General features: G+C 64.9%; 24 protein-coding genes. 5 read left to right on the forward strand and 19 right to left on the reverse strand.

The window, feature by feature from the left end; genetic code table 11:
• Positions 1-4 precede the first annotated feature (4 nt).
• Entirely contained in the window at positions 5-721 is a 717-nt protein-coding gene (locus tag BP26_RS0105565) for a phosphatase PAP2 family protein (protein WP_084182840.1), read from the reverse strand.
• A 105-nt stretch (positions 722-826) separates the two neighbouring features.
• Here BP26_RS0105565 and BP26_RS0105570 point away from each other — a divergent pair, with 105 nt between their 5' ends.
• Positions 827-1,366, forward strand: a complete 540-nt coding sequence (locus tag BP26_RS0105570; protein WP_029919588.1) for a YaeQ family protein — start codon at positions 827-829, stop codon at positions 1,364-1,366.
• A 217-nt stretch (positions 1,367-1,583) separates the two neighbouring features.
• Complete coding sequence (locus BP26_RS0105575) at positions 1,584-2,474, forward strand: fatty acid desaturase (protein ID WP_051748395.1); 891 nt, start codon at positions 1,584-1,586, stop codon at positions 2,472-2,474.
• A 50-nt stretch (positions 2,475-2,524) separates the two neighbouring features.
• On the opposite strand, the gene BP26_RS27385 is transcribed toward BP26_RS0105575, so the two are convergent.
• The 11 genes from BP26_RS27385 to dinB all read right to left on the reverse strand — a co-directional run bounded on the left by BP26_RS27385 (position 2,525) and on the right by dinB (position 18,354).
• Positions 2,525-3,535: a transglycosylase SLT domain-containing protein gene (locus tag BP26_RS27385; RefSeq protein ID WP_029919590.1), complete on the reverse strand. Its 1,011-nt coding sequence runs from the start codon at positions 3,533-3,535 to the stop codon at positions 2,525-2,527.
• 249 nt (positions 3,536-3,784) lie between these two features.
• Positions 3,785-4,654: an alpha/beta hydrolase gene (locus BP26_RS0105585; protein WP_036516195.1), complete on the reverse strand. Its 870-nt coding sequence runs from the start codon at positions 4,652-4,654 to the stop codon at positions 3,785-3,787.
• Between the two features lie 339 nt (positions 4,655-4,993).
• The gene (locus BP26_RS0105590) at positions 4,994-6,049 is read right to left on the reverse strand and encodes an aldo/keto reductase (RefSeq protein WP_029919592.1); all 1,056 of its coding nucleotides are present in this window, start codon (positions 6,047-6,049) and stop codon (positions 4,994-4,996) included.
• A gap of 214 nt (positions 6,050-6,263) precedes the next feature.
• Positions 6,264-7,307, reverse strand: coding sequence for a YCF48-related protein (locus BP26_RS0105595; RefSeq protein ID WP_051748396.1), 1,044 nt, complete (start codon positions 7,305-7,307; stop codon positions 6,264-6,266).
• Entirely contained in the window at positions 7,304-9,919 is a 2,616-nt protein-coding gene (locus BP26_RS0105600) for an efflux RND transporter permease subunit (RefSeq protein WP_029919594.1), read from the reverse strand. The genes BP26_RS0105595 and BP26_RS0105600 overlap by 4 nt, the downstream gene beginning before the upstream one ends.
• A 154-nt stretch (positions 9,920-10,073) precedes the next feature.
• On the reverse strand, positions 10,074-11,423 hold the full coding sequence (locus BP26_RS0105605; protein WP_029919595.1) for a DUF1329 domain-containing protein: 1,350 nt from the start codon (positions 11,421-11,423) through the stop codon (positions 10,074-10,076).
• A gap of 61 nt (positions 11,424-11,484) precedes the next feature.
• Positions 11,485-14,052: a DUF1302 domain-containing protein gene (locus tag BP26_RS26450; RefSeq protein WP_084182842.1), complete on the reverse strand. Its 2,568-nt coding sequence runs from the start codon at positions 14,050-14,052 to the stop codon at positions 11,485-11,487.
• Positions 14,053-14,125: 73 nt separating this feature from the next.
• A complete protein-coding gene (locus BP26_RS30530; RefSeq protein ID WP_245611719.1) occupies positions 14,126-14,311 on the reverse strand; it encodes a rubredoxin in 186 nt (61 codons plus the stop codon).
• A 9-nt stretch (positions 14,312-14,320) separates the two neighbouring features.
• Positions 14,321-15,493 carry an alkane 1-monooxygenase gene (locus tag BP26_RS0105615; protein ID WP_029919597.1) on the reverse strand — a complete coding sequence of 391 codons (1,173 nt, stop codon included), beginning with the start codon at positions 15,491-15,493 and terminating at the stop codon, positions 14,321-14,323.
• Positions 15,494-15,720: 227 nt separating this feature from the next.
• Complete coding sequence (locus BP26_RS0105620) at positions 15,721-16,581, reverse strand: MerR family transcriptional regulator (RefSeq protein WP_029919598.1); 861 nt, start codon at positions 16,579-16,581, stop codon at positions 15,721-15,723.
• Between the two features lie 699 nt (positions 16,582-17,280).
• Complete coding sequence (gene dinB / locus BP26_RS0105630) at positions 17,281-18,354, reverse strand: DNA polymerase IV (RefSeq protein WP_029919599.1); 1,074 nt, start codon at positions 18,352-18,354, stop codon at positions 17,281-17,283.
• A gap of 143 nt (positions 18,355-18,497) precedes the next feature.
• On the opposite strand from dinB, the gene BP26_RS0105635 reads away from it, so the two are divergent.
• Positions 18,498-19,424 carry an oxidoreductase gene (locus BP26_RS0105635; protein WP_029919600.1) on the forward strand — a complete coding sequence of 309 codons (927 nt, stop codon included), beginning with the start codon at positions 18,498-18,500 and terminating at the stop codon, positions 19,422-19,424.
• A 50-nt stretch (positions 19,425-19,474) separates the two neighbouring features.
• Positions 19,475-19,960, forward strand: a complete 486-nt coding sequence (locus BP26_RS0105640) for an acyl-CoA thioesterase (RefSeq protein WP_029919601.1) — start codon at positions 19,475-19,477, stop codon at positions 19,958-19,960.
• 60 nt (positions 19,961-20,020) lie between these two features.
• Here BP26_RS0105640 and BP26_RS0105645 read toward each other — a convergent pair whose 3' ends face one another.
• From BP26_RS0105645 to BP26_RS27390, 5 genes are all read right to left on the reverse strand, one after another.
• Complete coding sequence (locus tag BP26_RS0105645) at positions 20,021-20,875, reverse strand: N-acyl homoserine lactonase family protein (RefSeq protein ID WP_029919602.1); 855 nt, start codon at positions 20,873-20,875, stop codon at positions 20,021-20,023.
• 96 nt (positions 20,876-20,971) lie between these two features.
• A complete protein-coding gene (locus BP26_RS0105650) occupies positions 20,972-21,766 on the reverse strand; it encodes a thioesterase family protein (RefSeq protein WP_029919603.1) in 795 nt (264 codons plus the stop codon).
• A 48-nt stretch (positions 21,767-21,814) separates the two neighbouring features.
• Complete coding sequence (locus BP26_RS26455) at positions 21,815-22,687, reverse strand: SDR family NAD(P)-dependent oxidoreductase (RefSeq protein ID WP_029919604.1); 873 nt, start codon at positions 22,685-22,687, stop codon at positions 21,815-21,817.
• Between the two features lie 67 nt (positions 22,688-22,754).
• Positions 22,755-23,687, reverse strand: a complete 933-nt coding sequence (locus BP26_RS0105660; protein ID WP_029919605.1) for a bifunctional helix-turn-helix transcriptional regulator/GNAT family N-acetyltransferase — start codon at positions 23,685-23,687, stop codon at positions 22,755-22,757.
• 187 nt (positions 23,688-23,874) lie between these two features.
• Positions 23,875-24,372, reverse strand: a complete 498-nt coding sequence (locus BP26_RS27390) for a BON domain-containing protein (protein WP_084182844.1) — start codon at positions 24,370-24,372, stop codon at positions 23,875-23,877.
• Between the two features lie 280 nt (positions 24,373-24,652).
• Between BP26_RS27390 and BP26_RS0105670 the strand changes: the two genes are divergently transcribed.
• On the forward strand, positions 24,653-24,943 hold the full coding sequence (locus BP26_RS0105670) for a hypothetical protein (RefSeq protein WP_036516197.1): 291 nt from the start codon (positions 24,653-24,655) through the stop codon (positions 24,941-24,943).
• On the opposite strand, the gene BP26_RS0105675 is transcribed toward BP26_RS0105670, so the two are convergent.
• Together BP26_RS0105675 and BP26_RS0105680 are read right to left on the reverse strand one after the other, a co-directional pair.
• Positions 24,940-25,182, reverse strand: coding sequence for a CDGSH iron-sulfur domain-containing protein (locus tag BP26_RS0105675; RefSeq protein WP_029919608.1), 243 nt, complete (start codon positions 25,180-25,182; stop codon positions 24,940-24,942). The two genes, BP26_RS0105670 and BP26_RS0105675, sit on opposite strands and share 4 nt — an antisense overlap.
• A 54-nt stretch (positions 25,183-25,236) precedes the next feature.
• Positions 25,237-25,629 (reverse strand): group II truncated hemoglobin, encoded by a 393-nt coding sequence (locus BP26_RS0105680; RefSeq protein WP_029919609.1) that lies wholly within the window; start codon positions 25,627-25,629, stop codon positions 25,237-25,239.
• Positions 25,630-25,639 lie beyond the last annotated feature (10 nt).

Raw genomic sequence — 25,639 nt, forward strand, 5'->3', positions numbered from 1 at the left:
ACAGCTAGACGCCGCCCTCGTACTCGGCCAGCGCCACCGCCCTCTGGCCGCCGCGCACCAGCGGCAGGATCAGGTAACGGTGCATGAAGAACCAGGCCACCCCCAGCGCCGCTCCCGCCGCCACGTCGAGTACCACGTGCTGCTTGGTGCTCAAGGTCGAGTAGACAATGCCCAGGCACCAGATGTAGTTGACGGCAAGCGCCCAAGCCGGGCTGCGCATCTGCCGCAGCCCGATGTGCGCCCAGATCCCCGAAAATATCGCGAAGGCCACATGCAACGATGGACAGGCATTGCCGGAATCGTCCACCGCCTTGAGGAAGCCGAAGCTGGGATACTGCGTCCAGTCGAGATCGGGCGGCGGCGTCGCCGTAGGCCAGAAATAGAACACCGCACAACCGCTCACGGCGAGGCCCAGGGCGCCCCAGAAATAGGCCAGCAACTCCTCCCGGCGCACCATCCAGCTGGGCGCCAGAGAGACGTAAACCCACAGGGAGAAATACATTGCCAAAGTCAGCGGATGAAAGCCGATGCCGCGATCCAGCGCGGTCACCGGCATCCGCGTCACCGGATAGGCCGGAAAATTCAGCAAGAGAAAATACGCGACGAAGAAGACCGTCATGAAGCCGGTCAGCGCCACGCCTTTGTGCACCCAATAAGTGCCGAGCCGGGGCAGCAACTGCCGGTACCAGACCAAATCCCGGATGCTCACCTCGTCGCGCATGATTTCCCTGGGGCCGCCATCGTGGCGCGCCCTATGATACCGCCAAGCCCGCGCCGTGCCGCCGCGCTGAACAGCCATCGCCGGACGGTGTAAGCTCCTGCCCCCATGGCACTCAGCGCAACCATCCACAACTTCACCGTCCAGCTGGCGGACATCGACCGCGCGGTCTACCAGGACCTGGAACTGCGCCTGGCGCGGCACCCGTCCGAGACCGCCGAGTTCATGCTGACCCGGCTGCTCGCCTATTGCCTGGAGTACCAGGAAGGCATTGCCTTCACCGAGGGCGTCGCCGCCGTCGACGAGCCGGCCGTGCTGGTGCGCGATCTCACCGGCCGCATCACCGCCTGGATCGAAGTCGGCGCGCCGGACGCCGAACGCCTGCATCGCGGCAGCAAGCACGCCGGACGCGCCGCCATCTATACCCACCGCGATCCCGCCAACCTGCTGGCCCAGCTCGCCGGCAAGAAAATCCATCGCGCCGAAACCATCCCGCTCTACACCTTCGGCCGCGGCTTCGCCGAAGACGCCGCCAAGGCCATCGAGCGCCGGAATACCGTCTCGCTGTCCGTTACCGAACGCCAGCTCTACCTCGACATCAACGGCAAAAGCTTCAGCGCCGTCATCGAGCAACATAGCCTGGTCTGATTCCGCCTGCGCGGAACTACGTCTGCGCAACACGAGCAACACAAAATGACGTCATACCGGCGCAAGCCGGTATCCAGGGTTCCGCAGCGCGGACTTCCCAATGCCGGAATCCTTGGCGCGACACGACACCACTCCGGCAACCCCGACAAAAAAAGCTTGACCTTGACCCTCTCGCCAGCCTAAATTAACCGATCGTTCAATACATCCAGGCCACACCATGTCCGTAGCCGTGCCCGCCGCCAAGCGCCCGCGCATCCCGCAGGAACCGGTGTACCAGACCCCGCCGATCGCGTGGCCGACCCTGCTGCTCTTCGTCCTGGCGCTGGCCCTGTGGCTCGGCGCCCTCGCCGCCGTGCTGCACGGCCTGATCCCGCCGCTGGCGGCGATCCTGCTGCAGACCGTGGCCGCCTTCATGCAGTTCACCGTCCTGCACGACGGCGTGCACCGCTCCCTGCTGCGCGGCTACCCGCGCCTCAACGAAATTCTGACCAGCATCGCCGGCAGCTTCCTCGGCCTGGTCGGTGTCGGCGCCGCATTCCGCTACGCCCACTTCAAGCATCACCGCGTGACCAACGAGGCCGACGATCCCGACCAGTGGAGCGGCCGCGGCCCGCTGCACTGCGCCACCGCCGACCTGTACTACGGCGTCGTGATCCTGCGCGACTGGAAAACCATACCGGTGAAAGACCGGCGGCAGATGATCGCCGGCGTCCTCCTGCTGATCGGCGTCTTCGCCGCTTGCGTGGCGCTCGGCCACGGCTGGGACGCGGTGCTGTACTGGCTGCTGCCGGCGCGCCTAGCCATCCTCTGGCTGGCCTTCGCCTTCAATTACCTGCCGCACCATCCGCACCAGGTCGAGCAGCGCCACAACCCCTACGCCGCCACCAACGTGCGCCGCGGCGGCGAGCCGCTGATGAAATGGCTGTTCCTGTATCAGAACTACCATCTGATCCATCACCTGTTCCCCAGCGTGCCGTTCTACCGCTATCAGAAGATCTGGCGGCGCAACAGCGCCGACTTCATTCGCCTGGGTGCCAACGTCGTGCCTTGGTATGGCCTGCATCCGGAACCGGCCGAAGCAGCCGACGCGATGGCGGAAACGCCGTAGCGGCAACGAGGAACAAACCGGCGCACCCTTGCCGGGAGCGGCGCGACACCCTAGGTTTTTCCACCGCCCTCCACCCGCGCTGTACGGGAATCCGCCGCTGGCAGACCGTTGCCCCTGGCACCGGACGGCGCCAGCGCGCTCAGCCGGGCGTAGTACTGGCGCACGCCATCGACGAAGGCCACCGCCTCGCCGCCCCGGGCGGGACCGTACTTGGTGGTCTTCTGCCAGTCCGCATCGCTGAGCAGGGGCAAGGCCGCGCGTACATCGGTCCAGCGGTCCGGATCGCCGCCGCGGTTGATCACCACATCCCGCGCATCCATCAGGTGTCCAATGCCCTGGTTGTAGGCGGCGAGCGCCATGGCGGTGCGGTCCGGCTCACGGATCTGCGGCGGCAACTGCCCGTACAAGCCTTGCAGGAAACGGCCGGCGCCGAGAATGCTCTGCGGCCCATCTTCGCGATCCACGCCCAGATCCTGCGCCGTATCCGTGGTCAGCATCATCAGGCCGCGTACCCCGGTAGGACTTTCCGCTGCGGGATTCCAGCGTGATTCCTGGTAGCCCACGGCGGCGAGCAGGCGCCAGTCCAGGCCGTTGCGCCGCGCTGCCTCCTCGAAATTGCCGCGATACTGCGGCAGCACCGCGTCGACATCGTCGCTGAAATTGCCCGTACCGAAATAGTGCGATACGACATGACGCGTGGCGACAGCCGGCGTGGCGACATCATGCCTGGCCACGGATGCGACAGCCGCCGCCGGCTTCCGCGCCGGCGCACGCGCAGTGAGCGCGGGCTTAGCGCCGACCGGCAATGCCCATTGCCGCAACCGCCCCATCAGGCCGCGGCACCCTTCGCAAACCAACCGATGTCCGTCGGTGAACACCAGCGCAAATGGATCACGCACCCCGGGCTTGCCCTGCGCTGCCGACTGCTCCGGCAGCCAGGGCAGCAGCAGTCCCGCCCAAAGCGGCAGCGTGGCCAGCAGGCATAGCCCTACGGACGGCAGGCGCCACCCGGACGGCGCGGGCAAAACCCCCGGCTCGCGGAAAATCTCCTGTGCATGCATGCGCCCGTGCCTCCACTGCTCCCGAACCCACATCCCGGAAAATCCCGCGGACAAAAAAAATCCACGCGGCCGGCTGGATGCCGACGGCGTGGACGCCTGTGTCCGGAAGAGCGATCGTCTCCGACCCGCTCAACTCCCAATATATGCAGCAATGAATATGCCACTTTAAAAGCCGGTGGCTCGCCATCCGTCATACCGAGCACAGTGAAGAATCTGGCCTGCAACCCGACGATTCCGCCGGCTGCGCCGCTAATCCGCGGTCACCCGCCCCACGAAATCCGTGACATGCCCCATCAACTCCGCATGCCCCGGCAACCGCGCCGACATCAGCGCGATGATCTTGATATGGCTCATCGACGGATACGTCACCCGCTCCGCCTTGCCGCCGCTGGCCTGGATACGGTCGTAGAGATTATTGGTGTTCTTCACATACACCACGTCGTCGTTGTCCCCCGCCATCAGCAACAGCGGCGGCCCGTGTCCATCGACATGATTGATCGGCTGCGTCTGCGGCCACTGCTCGCGCGGCCCGAAGATCGTCTGCAGCACCGGATCGGTCAGGGGCAGGAAATCATAGGGCCCCGCCAGCCCCACCATGCCGCGCAGCCAGGCCCGATCCCCACCCGCCGCCTTGAGATAGTCCGGGTCCAGCGCCAGCATCGCCGCGTTGTAGGCGCCGGCCGAATGCCCCATCACCACCAGCTTCGCCGGACTGCCGCCGTAGGCCGCCGCGTTGTCGTGCGCCCACTTCACCGCCTGCGCGCAGTCGGCCAGGAAATCGGGATACTTCACCTGCGGATACAGCCGGTAATCCGGGATCACCGCCACGTAGCCCGCCGCCGCCAGCGCCTGCCCCGCGAACTTGTAGGATGCCCGATTACGCGAATCGCCGGCCTGCCAGCTGCCGCCGTAGAAGAACACCACCACCGGCGCATTCACCACCCCATCCGGTGCATACACATCCAGCTGCAAACCATGGTCGCCGAAGGCCACGCCGCTCGTCTGCGTATAACCGCGGTCCGAAGTGACCGCATTGATGAACTGCGCCCCCGAACAGCCGCCGAGCACGAACAACACGGCGATCAGGGCCAGGACAAAACCATGCTTCATCTGGGACATCGTCGACCCTGGATCCTGTGAATGGAGGCATCGTACCGCCTGGCTTCCTTTACGGCCGGGAGCCGTATACAGATGCCCTGCATCCCTCACAAGTTCCAGACACGCCACGCCCCCGTCGTCGTCCCCGCGAAGGCGGGGATCCAGTTCCACTCAACTTCGTTGTGCGATGAACTGGGGGCGGCAAGCCGTTCAAGCTCGACGTACGCTTCACGATATCCTGGTGCGCCGCAACGGCGAGTGGAAAGCGGTGGCGGGGCACGTCACCAGGATTTACAACAAATAGCCGTCCACATCAGGAATGCACCGGCCGTTGCGGCGCGGTGCATGCCTGGCCTGTCTTCAGCCGCGGGAAGCGAGCGAGTCCGTGAGCTGCTTCTGCCGATAGCCGCCCTGGAAGGCGAACATCCAGCCCGGGTATTCCGGTGGCAGCGCGCTGACCGCGTCGAGCGCGGCAAGCTCCGCTTCGCTCAGTACGATCGCCGTCGCGGCGATATTGTCCTCCAGCTGCTCCAGCCGCTTGGCGCCGATGATGACGCTGGTGACGGCCTGCTGGTGCAGCAGCCAGGCCAGCGCGATCTGCGCCACCGACACGTCCCTTGCCTGCGCGATCTTGCGCATGGCGTCGATGCAGTCGTAACCGCGTTCGAGGTCGACCGGCGGGAAATCAAAGGTAGTGCGGCGGCTGCCTGCCTCGGGCTGCGCATCGCGGCCGTACTTGCCGCTGAGCAGGCCACCCGCCAGCGGACTCCACACCAGCAGGCCCACACCCTCGCTGCGCAAGGCCGGGATCAGCTCGCGCTCGAGATCGCGGCCGGCGATGGTGTAATAAGCCTGCAGCGACTCGAAACGCGCCAGTCCGAAGCGCGCGGAGATGCCCAGCGCCTTCATGATCTGCCAGGCCGCCCAGTTCGACACGCCGATATAACGCACATGACCGCGCTGCACCAGGTTGTCGAGCGCGCGCAGCGTCTCCTCCAGCGGCGTGGCCGGGTCGAAGCCGTGCACCTGGTACAGGTCGATATGGTCGAGCTGCAGGCGCTTGAGGCTCGCCTTCACCCCGTCCTCGATATGGAAGCGCGACAGCCCGCGCGAGTTGATGTCCTTGGCGCCGGTCTCGCCGAACACCTTGGTCGCCACCACCACCTTCTCGCGCGGCACCTTGAGGTTGCGCAGGGCCTGCCCGGTGATGACCTCCGAACGCCCTTCGGAATAGACGTCGGCCGTGTCGATGAAATTGATGCCCGCGTCGAGCGAGCGGCCGACCAGTGCGTCGGCCTCATCCTGCTGCAGCTTGCCGATCTGGCTCCAGACCTGGCCGTCGCCGCCGAAGGTCATGGTGCCGAGGCACAATTCCGAAACGAACAGGCCGGTGCTGCCGAATTTCCTGTAACGCATGCGTGGACTCCTGGATTGCGTGGGGGAATGCCGGTTCGCCGGTACCTGCTGAAGTGCAACTGGGGTGAGGCAGGAAGGAATCACGGCCCGCCGCATTATGGGCCGCGGCCGCCGGGCACGGGCACCCGATCCTCGCGGACTCTTGCCTAAGCCTGCAAAATCATGGGCCGGCCTCCCACCCTCGCACCCGCCTGGCGTAAACCGGTCGGGTCCCCTATTTGAGGGAAACGCGGGCAACCCCGCCCTCGCCGACCACGATCAAGGCATTGCGATAGTCGATCCCCGCGGCATAGGTAGTCGCCTGTCCCTGCCCGCTGGAGCTGTCGCGAACCACTCGTCCGGCACCCTTGCCGTCGACAATCACGATCTCCCCATCGCCGCCCATCAATGCCACCTCGCCCTGCGGCAGCACCAGGCCGCCGAAGAAGCTGCTGGTGGTGTGGGCGTCCACTTTTTGCCAATGGTCCGCGCGCACGTCGTCCGAGACATAGACATTGCCGCGCAACCCGAAGGCGATCGCCCCGCGGTTCCCCCAGGGCAGCGCCCCGAAGAAGGAGCCTTCATAGGGCGGCGACAGCCGGTGCCAGTCGCGGCCATCCGCGGAGACCGCCGCCAGGCCGTGCTCGCCGGCGATGAACAGATCGCCGTTGGCAAGACGGGTAATGGCATTGAGGTGGAGCTTGTCCTTGGTCAGTACCGGCGCATCGACATCGCTCCAGTGCCCGCCGCCGTCTTCGGTGGCCTTGAGGGTGCCGAACGCGCCGACCGCCAGCGCCCGCTGCGAGTCCAGCGCCAGCACCGAAAACAGCGGTGCATTGAGATCCGGCTGAAAGCTCTGCACGCTCCAACTCTGGCCGCCGTCGGCGGTATGCAGGATCAGGGCGTCGTGTCCCACTACCCAGCCGTGATGCTCGTCGGCGAACGCCACCCCGGTCAGGGTCACATCCACCGGCGTCTGCACCTGCGTCCAGCGCTCGCCGTCGGGCGAGGTGACGATATCGCCGTTGCCGCCCACCGCCACCAGGTGCTGACCGGTATCGACGATGCCGAGCAGCAGGCCGGTCTCGGCATGGGCGGCCATCATCGCGGCGGTCGGCTTGACCTGGGGAGAGTCCGGGACGGCCACGGCGGCCGCGCCCGCGGCGGAATCGGCACCCTGCGCATGGCAGGCCCCGCTTGCGGCGAAGAGGCCAAGCAGCGCCGGGGCGATCCAGCGGCGACCCGCACCGCCATCGATGAAACGAAGTTTGGCGATCACGGTTTGGCCCCGGTGGCATTGATGCCGGCCGCTCTGGACACAGCGGCGGCGGGATTCTTCATCAGGAAGGCGGCGAACGCCGGCAGCATGACCAGCGCGGCTACGGCGTTGGCGAGGAACATCACGGTCAGCAGGATGCCCATGTCGATCTGGAATTGCAGCCCGGACAACATCCAGGTGGCGACGCTTGCGGACAGCGCCGCGCCGGTGACCAGCACCGCCTTGCCGGTCTGGTGCAAGGTATCGGCGTAAGCCTCCCGCAGGTTCATGCCTTTCGATTTCACGTTTTCTTCCAGCACGCTGAAGATGTAGATGCCGTAGTCCACCCCGATGCCGGCGGCGAAGGCGGCGACCGGCAGCGTCGCCACGGTCTCGCCGATGCCGAGGAACACCATGATGGCGTAGGTGAAGACCGACACCGCCGCCAGCGGCACCAGGATGCAGACGATGCTGGTGAAGCCGCGGAACGAGACGAACACGCAGAGGGTGATGGCGGCGTAAAGCCAGAACAGCACCGAGAATTCGGTCTTCTTGATCACGGCATTGGTCGCCGCCATCACGCCGACGTTGCCGCCGGCGAGCTGGAAGGTGACTGCGTCGTCGCCCTTGCCCCCTGCGGTGAACCGGTCGATCGCGGCTATCACCCCGTCGATGGTCGTCGCCTTGTGATCCTTCATGAAGACATAGGTCGGCATCACGCTGCAGTCGTCGTTGAGCAGGCCGGTCGAGGTGGTGAACTGCTGACCCGCCAGCACCAGGCCGTCCTGCGACCGCGGCAATTGCTGCCAGCGCGGATTGCTCTCGTTGTATTGCGCCCACACCACTTTATCGAGCAGGGCCATCGAAGTGGTCGAGACCACGCCGGGCGTGTTCTGCATGTACCAGCCGAAGCGGCTGATCCGGTTCATGATGTCGTAGTCGATGCAGCCATTGCTCTTGGTGGCGGCATAGACCTGAAGGATATCCACGCCGATGGAGTAGTTCTTCGAGATGAAGTCCGAATCCAGGTTGTAGCGCGAATCCGGCCGCAGCGCAGGCACGCCGGGATGCAGCTCGCCGATCTGCAGGTCGCGCGAGATCCACTCCGCGCCGCCCCAGGCCAGCATCGCCAGCACGATGACCACCGCCGCCACCGGCTTGCGCGTCAGCAGGGCCAGCTTGTGCCAGATCGGCTTGAGCCTGGCGTCGCGCCGGTGCTGGTAATCGCGGAAGCGTTGCGGATTGCGCAGCTTCACGTAGGACAACAGGCAGGGCAGCAACACCTTCTTGCAGACGATGACGGCGAGCAGTCCGAACATGGCGTTGATCGCCATCTCGCGCACGATGCCGATGGGGATCAGCAGGATGGTGCCGAAGCCGATGATGTTGGTGACCAGGGCGGTGATGCCCGGAATGACCAGCCGGCGATAGGTCGCGCGCGAGGCGGAGAAACTATCCAGCCCGCGGTCGGACACCTCGAGCAACCAGAAACTGGTGATCTGGATGCCGTGCGAGACGCTGATCGCCAGCACCAGGAACGGCACCAGGATGGCGAACGGGTCCAGCCCGTAGCCGGCCAGGTGCAGGATGCCCAGCTCCCACACCACGGCGAGCAGTCCGCAGCTGAGCGGATACAGGGACACCACGAAGGACCCCATGTAGTAGGACAGCACCAGCCACACCAGGAACACGGTCAGGGCGAAGAAACTGATGACCTGCAGCGAGGCATCCGCCACATCGCCGATGACCTTGGCGAAGCCGATGACTTCGACGTCGATGTCGGGGTTGTAGTCCGGGTTCTTGCGCTGGCTCACCTGAAGCTGGCTGCCGCGGAAGTCCCGGTCCACCGTCTCGCCGCTCGGGCCGATCAGGGTGGCATGGACCCGCTTCAGCGAAAACAGCGGCCCGCGCGGATCCTGGTAGACGGTGGTGATGACGGCGCCGGCCTTGAACGGGGCGTCGTCGGCCTTCAGGGTGTATTCGAACAGCTCCGGGCTGGTCAGCTTGCCGCGGATGTTCTCGAACAGGTGCGCCGCCTGGATATAGTCCAGCTTCTGGTGGGTGCGCGGATTCTGGTCGACCAGCTCCGACACCACCATGGCGGAACTCAAATCATTGGAAACCAGGCGGCCGACGACATTGGCCTTGGCCACGTTTTCCCGGATCTGCTGCAACACTTCCGGCGTCGGCTGATATCCCGAGGGAATCACGTTGCCGCCGCGGAAGCCGCCCTCCACCGCCTCGATGAAGCGCACATTGGGCGTGAACAGGGAACTGATGCGGGTACGGTCCACGCCCGGCAGGAAGAACACCGCATCGGTGGCGACCTTGAGGGAATCCATGAAGCGGCCGTTGTAGATATCCCCTTTGCCGGGCTTCTCCGACACCGCCAGCAGCACCGTATTGCCGCCGCCGAACTGGTCCTGGTACTTCTTCAGCACCTGGATGTAGGGATGATTTTTCGGCAGCTGTTTCTCGAAGCCGGAATCCAGCCGCAGCTGCGAGGCTTCGAAGCCGAGGAACAGGGTCAGCAGGGCGATCACGCTGAGCGTGAGCGGCCGTTTGGAAAAGATCAGCGGCTCGGTGATCTTGACAAAGAACTGCGAAAACCAGCCGCGTGGATCACCGTGCATCGCATTTGCTCCAGAGCAGCCGGACGGGAACGATCCCGGCCGGCTCTAAACATTGAAATAGCCGCATCCAGCGGACGCGAAGCCGCGTGTACCGCGCCGGCGCATGGGCGCCGGCTGGGCGGCGGGCGCTTGCACGCCCGCCGCCCGCAAGCCACTACTTGGACGCGCGCTGCTGCACGGCGTTGTCGGTGAAATACCCGTCCGGATACTGCACGCTGTAGTCGTTCGGATGTCCCTGCGCCTGCAGGGCGGTGATGAAGTACCGGCCCGAATCGAAGTGATAGATGATTTCCGGCACCGTGAAGGCGGTCAGCACGTTGTACTGCGGCGCCGACATGCCCTCCTGGAAATTGAACAGGCCGCCGTGGGCGTCGTAGCAGTCCACCATGACGATGTCCCAGGAATCCTCGTCGACATAGAACACGCGCTTGGCATAGGTATGCCGCTGGTCCGGACGCAGCGTCGCTTCCACCACCCAGACGCGATGGGTCTCGTAACGGGGCAGATCCTGGTTCAAGTGGTTGGGGCTGACCAGCGTGTCGTACTTGGCGCGGGCGATCTTGAAGTTGTCGTAGGGAATGACCATTTCCTTCTTGCCGACCAGCTTCCAGGTGTAGCGCTCCAGCACGCCGTTGAACATGTCGACCTGGTCGTAGAACTCCTGGCCGTCGGTGCCTTCATAGGGGTTGTCGCAGCACACCGCCGGCGCGCGGCGGATGCGCTTGAGAGCCGGCGCATAGAGCCACGCCGCGCGGCCGGTGGCGCCGGTGCCGCCGCTCTCGTTGACCAGGATCATGGTGCCCGCGGTGCGCGCCGGCGCGATGATGCGCGACAGGTAATACAGGAACAGGCCCTTGCCCTTGACCATCGGCACCGGGTTCTTTTCGTTGGCGTAGAGGAACTGCACGTCCTCGACCAGCTGCGCCAGCTGGGAATGCCCGTTCTGGTCGACGATCATTTCATCGTTGTTGCGCTGCACCGAGTTGCCGCGCCACTTCACGCGGTGATTCCAGATCACCTGGGCGCCGTCGGTGGGGATCGGATAGGGGAAGCCCTGCTTGCAGTTATCCGGGTCGTCGGTGCCGCTGAGCGTGCAGTTCACCGCGTTCACCGCGGTCGCCTTGTAGATGAAGTCCGGCCAGGCCACGGTGCGGTGACTCGGATACATCACCATCTTGTAGTCCGGGAAGGTCTTGAGCAGGTACTTGTGGCCCTCGCTGAGCTGGGCCGCGTACTTGTCCATATTGGCCGCGGTGATGGTGGCGATCGGCTTGTCGCCCTCGATCTCCGGGCTGCTGGCATATTCGCCGGAGAGCTTGCCGTGCTGCTGGGCCGGGGTCCACGCCGGCACCAGGCCGTCCGCGCTGGCGCCCTTCTCGGCGCCGATCGGGGTGAGTTCCTTGCCCAGCTTGGCCGCCTGGTCGGCCGGCACACTGGCCTGCGCCGCGTGCGCGAACAACAGCAGTACAGCCGTTCCTGCGATTCTTGAAAGATGCTTGCCCATGATTCTCCAGCTCCGTTTCGTCACTCACGATTGCCCTGAGCGGGCAATGCCTTACATCGGGTCAGAAGGAATACTTCACGAAAAACTTCGCCGTATCGCGGTCGTTGAACAGATTCGCGTCGCCGCCGCCGGCCCACAGCTGATAGCCCACATTGATCGACAGATAGTCGCGGTAACGCACCTCGATATTGGTGTCCCACAGCGTGCGGCCCTGGACATAGTTCGACAGGTAGCCGGGGGAATGACCGAAGAAGTCATGCTTGATGATGATCTGCGGATCGAGGCTGATGTTCGGCAGGATGTCTTCCCAGCGGATCAGGATCACCGCGCCTACGCCACCGGACCACTTGGTGGGATACAGGCCCAGAGGCGCCTGGTGCGGGCTGAAGCGCAAGCCGTCCGGTCCGTACTGGCAGGCGACGTTGCTCGAGCAGGCCTGGCGCGAGCCGTCCGCGCCGGAGCCGTCGGCGCCGGCGGTCGGGCTGGTGTAGGTTCCGGGCACGGCCAGCGCCAGCCGGTCCAGCGGCGGCAGGTTGAGGATGCCGCGCGCGCCGATTTCCGGCAGCCAGATCACCTGGCTGGCATGCAGCAGCCGCGGCGTGAAATCGGTATTGCCTTCGACGTAGGTCGCGCCGAAATCCAGCGACAGGGTCTGGAACCGCTCCCAGCCCCGGATGTAGGAATTGGGCGGATTCTCGCCCAGCACCCCGCCGCGATAGGGAATGATGAAGTTGGGGAAGGAGCGCCCCGCGCCGGGCAGCTGCCCGACGATCAGGTCATAGGTATCGTTGAAGGCGCCCGGGCCGTTCTTGGTGGTGTAGTTGCTGTTGCCGTAGAGCCCCACGGAACCGTCGGCCTTGGTGCCCAGGCCGACCGTGCTGCCGAAGCAGCCCGGCGGGTGATCGCAGTTGTTCAGGGTCGGACCCAGGCCGGCGAACGCGAGGTCGACGATATCGACCTGCAGCGGATCGTTGGGCCGGTAGGCCACCTCGCCCTGCATCGAAACATCGCCGAAGCTGGTGTTGAAGCTGAAGCCGAGCATCTTGATCGCGCGCGGATAATCGAGCTCGAACTTGAGGCCGTCCAGCGACAGCGCACTGCTGGTGGCGCCAGCCGGATCATTCGGCTTCAACACGCCATGAACCAGCGGGATGTTCAGACAGGCCAGCAGGAACTCGGCGGTGTTGCGGGTGTTCTTGGCGCAGCTCTCGTCGGTGGAATAGAAGCTGACGATGGGGATGCGCGAGGTGTAGTTGGCGAAATAGAAGCCGAGATTGGTGCCGTTGTTCAGCCATTCCGCGTTGTAGTTGACCTTGACGCCGTAGTTGCCGGAAGTTCCCGGCGGCCGGTCGTCCGGCAAGCGCTGCGCGCGCGAAGTCGTGTTGGTGATCAGCGACAGCGGACTGTCCAGGTTGCGGCCCATGCCATCGGGGTCCGGCGTGGTATTGGCGAAGCCGATGGTCAGATAGTCCGGTCCCTCGTTCTTCGTCCCCAGGTTGACCGGCGAATAAAATCCGCCTTCGGCCGGCAGCTCGATCGGTTCGAACTCGAGCGCGTACCAGCCCGACACATTGATATCGTCAGTGATGGTCGAGCCAAGAGAGATGGCATTGACCGGCTGATAGAAATCGTCGAGGCCGTTGCCGCCGATGCGGAAGAAGTTGTTCAGGTTGGGCGCGTTGAGGACGTTGATGGAGTCGAAGAATTCCAGCGTGGCCTCGCCCCAGATGACCTGCTGGCGCCCCACCCTGACCTGCAGGCCGCGGTCGCCCGGCAGCGGAATCGAGCCGGACAGGTTCAGGTCCAGCAGCTGGATGCCGAGGCCGATTTCATGCAGGGTCTGCGCATCCTTGCGCTTCGAATAGACCACGCCGCCGGGTCCGTAGACGATGCCGCAAGGCTGGCCGCTCGGGTTGCGGTTGGCGGGGCACGGCGTGGAATCGGTGCGCGGCCCCAGCAGCGGGATGGCCGTCGGATTGGCCAGCAGCTGCGTGATGATGTTGGGCGGCAGCGGCAGCTGCGAGATCAGCGGCGCCAGCAGGGACAGGTTCTGGCCCGCGCGCAGCAGTTCCGTACCCGGCGTCGACAGGTAGCCGACCTGCTGGTAGTTCTCCCTGGTGATCTCGTTCGGATGGTATTCGGTGAAGTTGTAGTTGACCGGATCGTAGAAGGCGATGGTCTTCGCGAACAGGGTCCAGCCTTCATACTTGAGCGTGAGGTCCTGGTTCCAGCGCAGCTCGGCCTGGGTCAGGTCGCCCCGGTTGTAGTTCAGGTCGCCCTGGTCGAAGTTGTCGCTGAAGGATCCGGGGGCCGCCGCCAGATGCGCCGCCATGAAGGACTGCGCGGTGAACAGGCCCTGGCAGTCCTGGTAGAACACCGCACCCTCGGGCGTCCTGCCGCACACATTCGGATTCAGATTATTCTTGCCGATTGCGCTGGTGCGTTGGGACTCGGTCCTGACCGCGGCGCCCGCGATCAGGGTGGTGTTGGAATTGACATCGATATCGCTGTCGGCGAAGGGAATCTTGAATCCAAGCGCGCCCGCGCTGCCCGGCAGCAAGACGGCAAGTCCACCGATCGCAAGAAGCAAAACGCCAAGACCACTCCTTCCAGTTCCTTTCGGATGCATGTCACAAGTCCCCAAGCCCGATATCCACGCGGCATTTTTTTCGCCGCTCTTTGTCAATTTTTATTGCTTGCAGCTATGCGCCTCGTGGCGTGCGCTCCATCACCAGCTCGAAGTCCGGCTTCTCCCGCACTCCGCAATCCGGACAGCACCACGTAACCGGAATGGCGCGCCAGGGCGTACCGGCCCGGAAGCCCTCGCGGGGCTCGCCTTTCACTTCGTCGTAGACGTAGCCGCAACCGGGGCAGCGGTAAGCGCTCATGCTGCGCGCTCAGTCCCGCGGGCCGGCGCCGGCGCCATAGCGCGCAAGGATCTTCCGGCGCTGCGGCGGATAGACATTGGCCCGCGTCACATCGCCCTGGTAGTGGGCCAGCACGCGGCGGTCCATGACCCAGCGCCACAGCGGCGGTATATAGGCGAGCGCAACCATGCTGGCGTAGCCCGAGGGCAGCTGCGGCGACTGCTCGAAGTGCCGCAGCGCCTGGTAACGCCGGGTCGGATTGGTGTGGTGATCGGAATGGCGCTGCAGGTGATACAGCAGCAGATTGGTGACGACGTGGTTGCTGTTCCAGCTGTGCTGCGGCTGGCAGCGCTCGTAGCGTCCGTCCGCCTGCTTCTGCCGCACCAGGCCGTAATGCTCCAGGTAATTCACCACTTCCAGCAGCATGAAGCCATAAGCCGCCTGGATCAGCAGGAACGGGATGATCACCGGGCCCAGCCACAGGATCAGTCCGCCGAACAACACCACGCTCATCAGCCAGGCATTGAGCACGTCGTTGCGCAGCGTCCACGGGCCCAGGCCTGAACGTCCCAGCCGCTCCTTTTCGAGATTCCAGGCGGAGCGGGCGCTGCCGACCACGGTGCGCGGCAGGAACGCCCAGAAGCTTTCGCCGAGACGCGAGCTGGCCGGATCTTCCGGCGTCGCCACCCGCACATGATGGCCGCGGTTGTGCTCGACGAAGAAATGCCCGTAGGCCGTCGGCGCCAGCGCGACCTTCGCCAGCCAGCGTTCCAGTGCCGGCTTCTTGTGCCCCAGTTCGTGCGCGGCATTGATGCCCACACCGCTGGACAGCCCGGTGGTCAAGGCGATGCCCAGCACGTCCAGCCATGACAAACCGCCGCGTGCCACCACGTAAGCCGAACCGATCAGGCTGGCGTATTGCAGCGGCAGGTAGAGAAAGGTGCAGTAGCGATAGTAGCGATCGTTCTCGAGCCGCTCGACCGCGCCGTCCGGAGGATTGTTGCGGTCCTCCCCGATCAGCAGCTCGAGCGGCGGGATGATCAGGAAGTAGAAGATCGGCCCGGTCCACCAGAACACCGACAGGCCGGTGGCGGCGACCAGCGCCCAGCCGAGCAGCGGCAACGAGGGAATCAGCAGCCCCATCAGCCAGGCGTGGCGTTTGCCGTCCTTCCAGGCAACGGCTTCTAACATTGCGGTCGTCATGGTCTCTCCTCCTGATGTGCCCGCCATTCGCGCTGCATGCGCGTAGCGGATCGCTAATAGTGCGTAGTTATACTACGCACTACGCACTTAATCAACCAGGATTGTCATCCAGGGGACGCGCGACGACGCGCGCACGCGTCCTTCCGGCTTCCCAGGAGAAGTGGTTATTGCGGTGCAGTGATGCAGATTGCGGCGGCAACCATTGAGCTTGCCGCCGCGGGCGCCGCTCAGGCGTTGCGGGATGCCCGGGGAGCCGCTTTCACGCCGGCGGGTTTGCGACGCGGCTTGGGCGCCTTTGCCGCGGCGGACGGCGCCTGCTTGGTGGCGGCAGCCCTGGGCTTCCGCCTTTCGGTCACGGTCGCGGCGGCCAGCCGGCCCAGGGACAACTCCTTCAGGAAGGATTCCACGCGGCGTTCGTGGAACAGCGCGAAAATCCGATTGAGGGCGGGAATCACGATATCGATGACCTTCGCCGCTTCCTCGCTGTCCAGCTCGCGGATGCGATCGGCGAAGAGCTGCAGCTCGCTGCGCAGCGCGATCTCGACGATATCCTTGAGGTAACCAAGATTGGCCGGGCTGAAGCCCCGCTCCAGCGAAAGCCCGGCGTCGCGTATCGCGATCCACTGCCGGGTGATCTCGACATCGCTGATGCTCACCGTGCCGCCGGCCGCAATGCCGAGCGCGCGCAGTTCCTTCTGCTCCCAGCGCGACAGGCCCAGCTCCTGCGCCAGCCTTGCGGGATCGTCGGAAACCGTCAGGTCGCGGTTTTCGGCGGCGATCTTGCGTCGCATGTCTTCGAAGGCGCGCCCCTGCGCGTCGGTGAAATCCAGGTTCTGGTCGCCGTTGAGCAGGGCGCGGATCGCCTTGAGCGGCAGGAACTGCTCGGTCTGCAGCTTCTGGATGAAGCGCAACAACTCGACGTGCCGGTCGGAATACCAGCCCATGTTGTGCGCGGTTTTCACCGCGGGCGGCAGCAGGCCCTGGGTGATGTAAAAGCGGACGGCTTCCTTCGAAATCCCCGTAATCTCGGTCAGATCCTTGATGCGGTATGGCGCGTTGCTTTTCGTTTTTATTCGCCCGCGAGGCATCGTCCGCTCTCTCCTGATGTGAACTTCAGTTTAGGTCTGATCGACTTTGCCGTACAACATTCGCGGCGATTCCCTTCGCAAACGTGCAGCTTCCAGAGTGCCTTTGGCACCATCCCATCGGACGCGATGCCACGGCGGATGTCGTGGCGGCCGAAAGATTCCAGGCACAAAAAAACCGGGACGGTCACCCGATCCCGGTTGCAGGCCTGACCTGGGCAGGTCTAGCGCTTGGCGGCTTTCTTCTCCGCCTTGGCCTGCTTCTTTTCCTTCATGGTCTTGGCCGGCTTCTTCTTGACGTCCTTCTTGGTGTCCATGTTCTTGCCCATCGCGTTCTCCTTGGGTGAGCGGGAAACAGCAACGTCCGGTGGACGGCTGTCACGTCGCATCGGCAACGTTGCGGCATTTTAGCAGGCCGCCCCGCCGGAGGAATTTCGCGTCGCACGCGCATCGTTGACAGGAACCAGCCAGGCCATCCCTGGCGAGACCTCAGCAGATTTCCCACCCCCGGCCCGGCCATCCCTGGCCGGGCGTTGCGCGTCTCATCCCTGAGACGCGCCCTTCGGGGCCGCCTCCGGCGGTCCGAATTCGCTCCAGGCGAATTCGTCAGGCCCCGCGAATGACATTGAGTCATTCGCGCAGCCCTTCACCTGTATGCGTGCCAACAAAAAACCTTGGCACGCATGGCACGCATGGTGTTTTTCAGCCGTTTTCCGGCTCGAACAGCTCGGGCTGCAATTGCGGATCGTCCGCCTCGTGGAAGTTGCTCAGGCCCACCCCGACCAGGCGGTAGCGCACCTCCGCGCCCTGCCCCACCCGGTCCACCAGGGACAGGGCGATGCGCGTCAGCTCCTCGCAGGAAGCCGGCGGCACTGGCGGCGTATGGCTGCGGGTCAGGATGCGGAAATCGGAAGTCTTGAGCTTGAGCACCACGGTGCGGCCGATGCGCTCCTGCTTGCCCGCGGCCGCCCAGGTCTTCTCCGCCAGTCGCCGGATCATCGGCGCCAGCTCACCCAGCAGCACGTCCTCGGCGAACGTGTCCTCGGCCGAGACCGACATGGTCAGCCGCTCCGGACTGACCGCGCCATCATCGATGCCGCGCGCCAGCTGGTACAGCCGCAGGCCGTAGCGGCCGAAGCGCTGCTCCAGCAGCGGCTGCTCGATTTCGCGCAGGTGCGCCACCGTCTCCACCCCCATGCCCGCCAGCTTCTCCCCCATCACCTTGCCCACTCCCGGCAGGCGCCCTACCGGCAGCGGCAGCAGGAAGGCGTCCACCTCCTGCGGCTGGATCACGAACTGGCCATCCGGCTTGCGCCAGTCGGAAGCGATCTTGGCCAGGAACTTGTTGGGGGCGATGCCGGCCGAGGCGGTCAGGTGCAGTTCCTCGCGGATGCGGTCGCGGATCGCCTTGGCCACCCGGGTCGCGGTGGGCAGCCCGGTCTTGTTCTCGGTGACGTCGAGGTAGGCCTCGTCCAGCGACAGCGGCTCCACTAGGTCGGTGTGCGTCAGCATGATCTCGCGCACCTGGCGCGACACGGCGCGATAACGGGTGAAGTCCGGCGGCACGAACACCGCATCCGGGCACAGCCGCGCCGCGCGCAGTGCCGGCATGGCCGAACGGATGCCGAATCGACGCGCCTCGTACGAGGCGGCGCAGACCACCGAGCGCCCGCCGCGCCAGGCCACCACCACCGGCTTGCCGCGCAGTTCCGGCGCATCGCGCTGCTCGACGGAGGCATAGAACGCATCCATGTCGATGTGAACGATCTTGCGCACGCGGTTCCAGTGGAAAGTAAGGCCCTATCGTAGCGCGCCGCGCCGAAACCCGAAGCGGGCGCCTACACCCCGGCTTCACACAAACTTGCTAGTCTCCGGGCCGGGGACAACATCAAAAGCCGCACCATCCGGGAGAGCTATCCATGAAGTGGACCACCGCAGACATGCCTTCGTTGAAGGGCAAGATCGCCATCGTCACCGGGGCCAACAGCGGCCTGGGCCTGTACACCACCATCGGCCTGGCCGGCGCTGGCGCCACGGTAGTGATGGCCTGCCGCGATCCGGCCAAGGCGGCGAAGGCGGTGGAGGAAGTGAAGCGGAAGGCGCCCAGGGGCAAGGTCGAGACGATGGCCCTGGACCTCGCCAGCCTGGAATCGGTAGCCAGGTTCGCCGCCGCCTTCTCCGCCCAGTACCCGCACCTCGACATCCTGTGCAATAACGCCGGCGTCATGGCGGTGCCTTATGCGAAGACGAAGGACGGCTTCGAGATGCAGGTCGGCACCAACCATTTCGGCCACTTCGCCCTCACCGGCCAGCTGCTCGACAAGCTCAAGGGCACCCCCGGCTCGCGGGTGGTCACGGTCGCCAGCATGGCCCACAAGTGGACCAAGGCGATGGACCTGGAAGACCCCTTCTTCGAGCACAAGCCCTACAAGCGCTGGGACGCCTACGGCAAGAGCAAACTGGCCAACCTGCTGTTCACCTTCGAACTGGACCGGCGCCTGAAGAAGGCGGGCGCCAAGGTCATCGCCACCGCCGCCCATCCCGGCTACTCCGCCACCAATCTCGGCTATGTCGGCCCGGCGCTGGACAAGTCCGCCATCGGCAAGCTGGCCATGAACATCGGCAATGCCCTCTTCGCCCAGCCGGCCGAGATGGGCGCCCTGCCCTCGCTCTATGCCGCGGCCTCGCCGGACGTCGCCGGCGGCGACTACATCGGTCCCGACGGCCTGCAGCAGATGCGCGGCTACCCGACCAAGGTCGGCTGCCGCAAGCTGGCCCGCGACCCGGATTTGCAGGGCCGTTGGTGGGCGCTCTCGGAAAAACTGACCGGCGTGAAGTATCTTTAAGCGGCGAACCCCGCATCCAGCCCGCACACGAGGAACCAGTTTTGGCCCAGATCGGCAAACGTGAAATCAGCCTGCGCTTCCTGGCGGAGCCGAGCGACGTGAATTTCGGCGGCAAGGTGCATGGCGGCATGGTGATGAAGTGGATCGACCAGGCCGGCTACACCTGCGCCGTGGGCTGGAGCGGCAAGTATTGCGTCACCGTCTACGTCGGCGGCATCCGCTTCATCCGCCCGATCCACATCGGCAACGTGGTGGAAGTACACGCCAAGGTGATCTACACCGGCAACAGCAGCATGCACATCGCGGTGGACGTACTGGCCGGCGACCCGCGCGAGGGCGGCGCCTTCCAGAAGACCACCCATTGCGTCATCGTTTTCGTCGCCATGGGCGAGGACGGCAAGCCGTGCAAGGTCCAGCCCTGGCAACCGGCCACGGACGACGACCAGGGCCTGGAAAGCTATGCCCGCAAGCTGATGAGCCTGCGCAGCAGCCTGGACGAGGAAGTGAAGCGCTTCCTGGAGCCGGGTCCGGCCTGACGCCGTCAGACTGGAGAAAGGCCCCTCTTCTTCGCGCAAGAGGGGCCGTAATTCAAACCGTCAATCCAGGTACTTCGGGAATTTCGGCAGCGACTTGAAGTCATTTGCGTCGTGCTGCACCACCAGCCGGCCCTTGGTGTTCTTCAGGATGGTGTTGACGCGATCGATCGAGGCCAGCGTGTCGGCACGCTCGACATTGAACGGCGGGACGCGGCGGAACCTGTAGTTGTCGCGCTGGTGGAACAGGTCGCCCGACAGGATCACCACGCCGGATTTCTTCAGCTTCAGTTCCAGCGACTGGTGCCCCGGCGTGTGGCCGGGCGTCTTCAGGATCATCACGCTGCCGTCGCCGAACACATCATAGTCGCCGTCGATCATCTGCGTCTTGGCGGTCTTGTAGTCGCCGAAGGTGTCGATATTGACGAAGGCGCCAGGCTTGCTCTCGGCCCAGGCGATTTCCGCCTTGCTAAGGATCCAGGTGGCTCCCGGGAACTCGTTGGCGTTCCCGGTATGGTCGAAGTGAGTATGCGAGAACGACAGGTAGCTGACGTCGGCCGGGGTCAGGCCGATGGCCTTGAGTTGGTCCAGCAGGGTCACATCCACCTGCATGTGACCGACGGGGATATCGATGCCGCCCTTGGTCTCCGCCAGCTTGTCGCCTAAACCCGTATCCCATACCAGGACGCCCTTGGGATGGCGGATGACGAAGCAGGGATCGGACAGCACGCCTGACTTGCCGTTGTACTCCCCGGTATCCGAAAACATGCCCATGTCCTTGACCTGGATACGGCCGCAATCGAGCGCGTACAGGCGGACTTCCTGGACGGCGTCGGCCGCATGGGTCGAGGCGAAAAACGACGAAGCCGCAAGCAGCAGGGAACCGCTGGCGCAACGCAGCAGGCTTGAACGTGACATCTGATGTCTCCTGGCTAGTTGGAAAAGCCGGCGGATTCTAGCGGAGTTGCGGCAGGCCGATGCAGACGATGTGACAAATCGTTGCCGTATCCGGACTCAGGCGAACACCACCATGTTCTGCCGGCTCAACGCCACCGGGCTGCCGTCCGGCCCCCACAGCAGGCCGCTCTGGCTGGTGTAGCCATCGCCGGCCGCGACGAGCTCGGCATCCATGCGCCAGCCCTGCAGCGGCAGGCCGCCGGTGTAGTTGCCGAGGAATTCGATCATCCAGGTCATGGAACTGCCGACCGAGGGCTTCTTCAGCAGGGACAGCGCGATCGGCGGGATGAAGTCGGCGATCCCCAGCACATGCTCCTCGCTGGCGAGGCTGCCGCCCGCATCGCGCAGACCGATCTCCAGCACGTTGCGCGTCTCCTTCGATCCGGTGAACGGCAGCCCGCCGCGCAGCCAGCGCACGTCGAAATGCTGGGTAAAGGCGGGCGTGAGCCCGGCGATGTAGGGGAAAGTCAGCGGCTTGTCGCACACCACCGCCGGCTGCACCGGAGCGATCTGCACCACGGAAGGCCGCGCCGCGCCGAAGATGCCGATGGCCGTACAAAGGGTCTGCTGCCCGTCCGTCAACTGGGCTTCGACATGGGTGGCGCTCTTGCCCGCGCGCAGCACCCGCGCCTGTAGATGCAGCGGCCCGGCCGGCACCGGCGCAAGGAACGTGGTCTGCAAAGAGCGCAAAGGCACGCCGCCCGGCACCACGAAGCGCATGGCGCGCAGCGCCAGCCCAGCCTGCAGCCCGCCGAAGACGCTGCGCCCTTGCAGCCAATCCTCGGAAACCATGGCGCTCCAACCGCCGCCCGCCTGCTCCTTCACCGAGTCCAGGACTTCCGAATACAGCATGCGTTTCACCTTTGAATGTTTCTGGAATCCTGCGGCAGCTTCGGTACTTCAGCTGCCTTTCTGTTCGATCCGCGTGATGCGCTTCTGCAAGAGTCCCAGCATGCGCGAGTAGAACTGGCCGAGCACCTGCAGCGACGGACCCGGCGCCGCCGCCGTGGCGATGTTGAAGGCCCGCGCCATGTGCGTGGTGCGGCGCGCCGGGCGTGTCTTCACCGCGTCCACGATCCAGCCGGCGGCATCCGCCACATCCATCTGCGGCAGGTACTTGTAGATCTTGGTCGGCTCGGTCATCGCCGTCTTCACCAGCGGATAGTTCAGCGTGGTGACGGCAATGCCGGAATCGTTCAGCTCGATGCGCAGCGAACGCGAGAACGCATCGAGCGCCGCCTTGCTGGCGATATAGGCGGAAAAGCGCGGCGTGCTCATCAGCGCCGCGACGCTGGACACATTGATGATCTGGCCGCTGCCGCGCTCCAGCATCGGCCCCAGCAGGCGCAGCGTCATGCGCATGGCGGCGAAGTAATTGAGCTGCATGGTCCGCTCGAAGTCATGCGGCCGGTCCAGCGACTCGCGCAGCGGACGGCGGATCGAGCGCCCCGCATTGTTGACCAGCACGTCGACGCACTTGTGCTGCGCCAGGATGGCATCGCAGCAAGCCTCGACGGAGGCATTGTCGGACAAGTCCGCCGGATAGACGAAGGCCTTGCTGCGCGCCCTGCCCCTGCCCTTGGCGCCGGCTGCCTTGCTGCCCGCTCCGTCGATTTCACGCTTGACCCGCGCCAGTTCCTCTTCGCGCCGCGCCACCAGGCAGACGGTGGCGCCCTGCCGCGCGAGCTGCTTCGCCGCCTCCTCGCCGATGCCGCTGGAAGCGCCCGTAATGACGATGATCAACCCTTCAACAGCGCGCGCTTGCTTCGACATCGCTCGAATATCCGGTGGTTGGCGACCACCCTAGCATACTCAAGCGTATGGCCCTTGCTGATTGGCCCTACAGCCGCAGCTCCCAGGTCTGCCCGACCAAATCATGGCCGAAGCTGCGATGCGGCTTTTCCCCCACGAGCCTGAACCCAGCGGATTCATAAATGTGCCTGGCCGCCGACAGGATGTCGTTGGTCCACAGCGTGATGTCGCTATAGCCGGACTGCCGGGCAAACCGGATGCATTCCTCCACCAGGCGGCGGCCGATGCCAAGTCCGCGCGCCGAGGGCTCCACCAGCAGCAGACGCAGCTGCGCGGTGCTGGCGGAGTGCTTGACCAGAAACACGCTGCCCAGGATTTCCCCGTCGCGCTCGGCGATCCAGCAGCGCTCCCGCCGGGGATCGAAATTCTGGACGAATTTCGCCACGATCTCCGCCACCAGGGCCTCGAAGGTTTCGTCCCAACCGTATTCCTGGGCATACAAGGCGCCGTGCCGGTGCACGATCCAGCCCATATCGCCCGGTCGGTGCGTACGCAGCAGATAGGGCTCATGCGCGGCTTGCGGGGCGCCGAGCAACCGCTCGATGGTTTGCATCGCCTGCAGGATGCGGGACCGCGAATCGGCGGGCAATGCGGCCAGCATGGCTCCGACTTCCGCGTTGGAGCCCGCCTCCAGCGCCAACTGGGCTTTACGGCCCGCCGCCGTGAGCGAAAGCAGGCTCTGCCGCGCATCCGTGGGTGAGGCCTGCTTGCGCAGCAGCCCGCCCTTTTCGAAGGCGCGCAAGATGCGGCTGAGATACCCGGCATCGAGTTGCAGATCCTGGGCCAGTTCGGTGGCCGTAGGCTGTTGCCGGTGCGCGATCTCGTACAGCACCCGCGCCTCGGCCAGGGAAAACGGACTGTCCAGCAGGCCCTGGCGCAACACTCCGATCTGGCGGGTATAGAACCGGTTGAATCTCCTGACGGCGGCGATGCCTGCGGCGTTGCTGGTGTTGTCGGTCATGCACGCTCCCGGTCACTTAATTGACATGGTCAAATATATATTTGCCTAAGTCAACTATATGAATGGGAAACAGGAACTTCATTGCGTCGCTGCTTTTGGGATTGAACCCGGCGCTACCCCCTCGGGGTAGCGTTGCAACCGATCGGCCTCGCTTCAGACAGCCGATCGGCGGCGCGATGGCATGGCCCTACTTGACCTTCAGACGGTTGTCGACTTCACGCACGCCCGGGATTTCGCTGGTCACATACTGCGCCTGGTCGATCTGAACGCTGGAGGGCACGAACCCGGACAGGCGCACCACGCCGTCGTGAGAACTGACGCTGACGTGCGCCAGGCCGGCGTTGTGCTTGGCCAGGGCGGCCTTGACCCGGGGAACCAGAATCGCATCCGGAACCACCACTTCGGGCACGGATTCGACCGGCGGCGGCGGTGGGGGAGCGGTAGCCGCGGCAAGGGCGGCCGGGTCCACGATATCTTCGGTCTTCGTTTCCACAGGCGGAGCGGGCGGCGCATCGGCGGAGGCGCGCGCGGCGACGGCTGCCTTTGCGTCCACATCATCCGCCGGCTGAGCGGCGCAGCCGGACAACGCTGCGATCGACACGGCTCCCATTCCGATCATCGTGGCGAGCATCAACGGCTTAACGTTCACTGGAATTCTCCCTTTTTCGAACACGCCGAACGGCATCGGCACCTGAACCCTGCATCATTATGACCGCGCGCAACGGCCCAAAGCTCGCCGGTTCGGCGTGCCGGGCGCAAAAAAATTGGCGAAAATCCGCTCCGAAATCCGGCAAGAATCTGGCCAAGGATCGGATTTACATCACTTATTCAAGCAGATATGCCGGATTTTTCAAATAGGGTCAAGGCTGCCGACCTGAGGGGGCGAGGTCGCTTGGCTTTAATCCGGCCGCCCATAGTTTGCATCTAACAGATATCGAACGGGCTGGGCAACCAAGGAGCTCACCATGGCCGTGCTGTTGATGCTGTGCCTGCTGGCGGTATTCGGCGGCCTGTGGCTGTTCTTCGCGGCGCTGTGGCTGATGTTCCGGCTCACCTTCTGGTTTGTCGGCGGCTTGTTCGGGCTGCTGGCGGGCGGCATCGTGCTGCTGGTGTTGGGCGTGGTGAGCCTGGTCATGCTGCCATTGCTCGGACTGATGATGCTGCCCCTGGCCTTCCCCCTGCTGCTGGTTGCCGGGCTGGTCTGGCTGCTGACGCGCAACACCTATCGCCCCATTCCGGTGACGATCCGGCGCTAGCCGGGCCGGTTGTGAGCGCCGTCGCAAAACGGCGCATGCCGGCTGCGCCTGCAGCCGCAAAGCCAGACCTTCTCGCTGTATTTCGCCGTGAACTGCCGCGGAACTATGTCACTGCCCTCATGCGAACCGTCGCACCAGGGCTGCGCCCGGCTGCGGCCGCAGGCGCACCAGTTGTAGGTCTTGCCCTTCTCCACTTCGACGGCGAACGGCATGTCGCCGGCAATCGGGACATCACTCATGGCGTGAGCTGACCGGATTTGGTGGACTGGAAGATGCGCCGGAATTGCGCAAACCTATTCCGCCTGATTGCGCATCCAGTCGGCGGTCTGGAAGAAAGCGGTCAGCAAGCGCTTCTGCAAATCCTCCGGCAGTGCGCATTCGCGCAGCGCCCACTGCATGCACCCGAGCCATTGGTCGCGCTCGCTGGTCGCGATGGCGAACGGCAGGTGTCGCGCGCGCAGCCGCGGATGGCCGAAGCGCTCGACATAGTGATCCGGACCGCCCGACCAGCCGCAGAGGAACCAGAACAGCTTGTCGCGCGAACCGGACAGGCTCGGCGGATGCAGGGCGCGGATGCCGGCGTATTCGGGCGCGCTGTCCATGCGGTCGTAGAACGCATCGACCAGGCGGCGCAGCGGCGCTTCGCCGCCAATGGCTTCAAATACGGGTTTGGGGTGCAGGTCCATCGTGATCTCT

Origin of the sequence: Nevskia soli DSM 19509 (assembly GCF_000711955.1) — a bacterium.
GTDB classification, from domain to species: domain Bacteria; phylum Pseudomonadota; class Gammaproteobacteria; order Nevskiales; family Nevskiaceae; genus Nevskia; species Nevskia soli.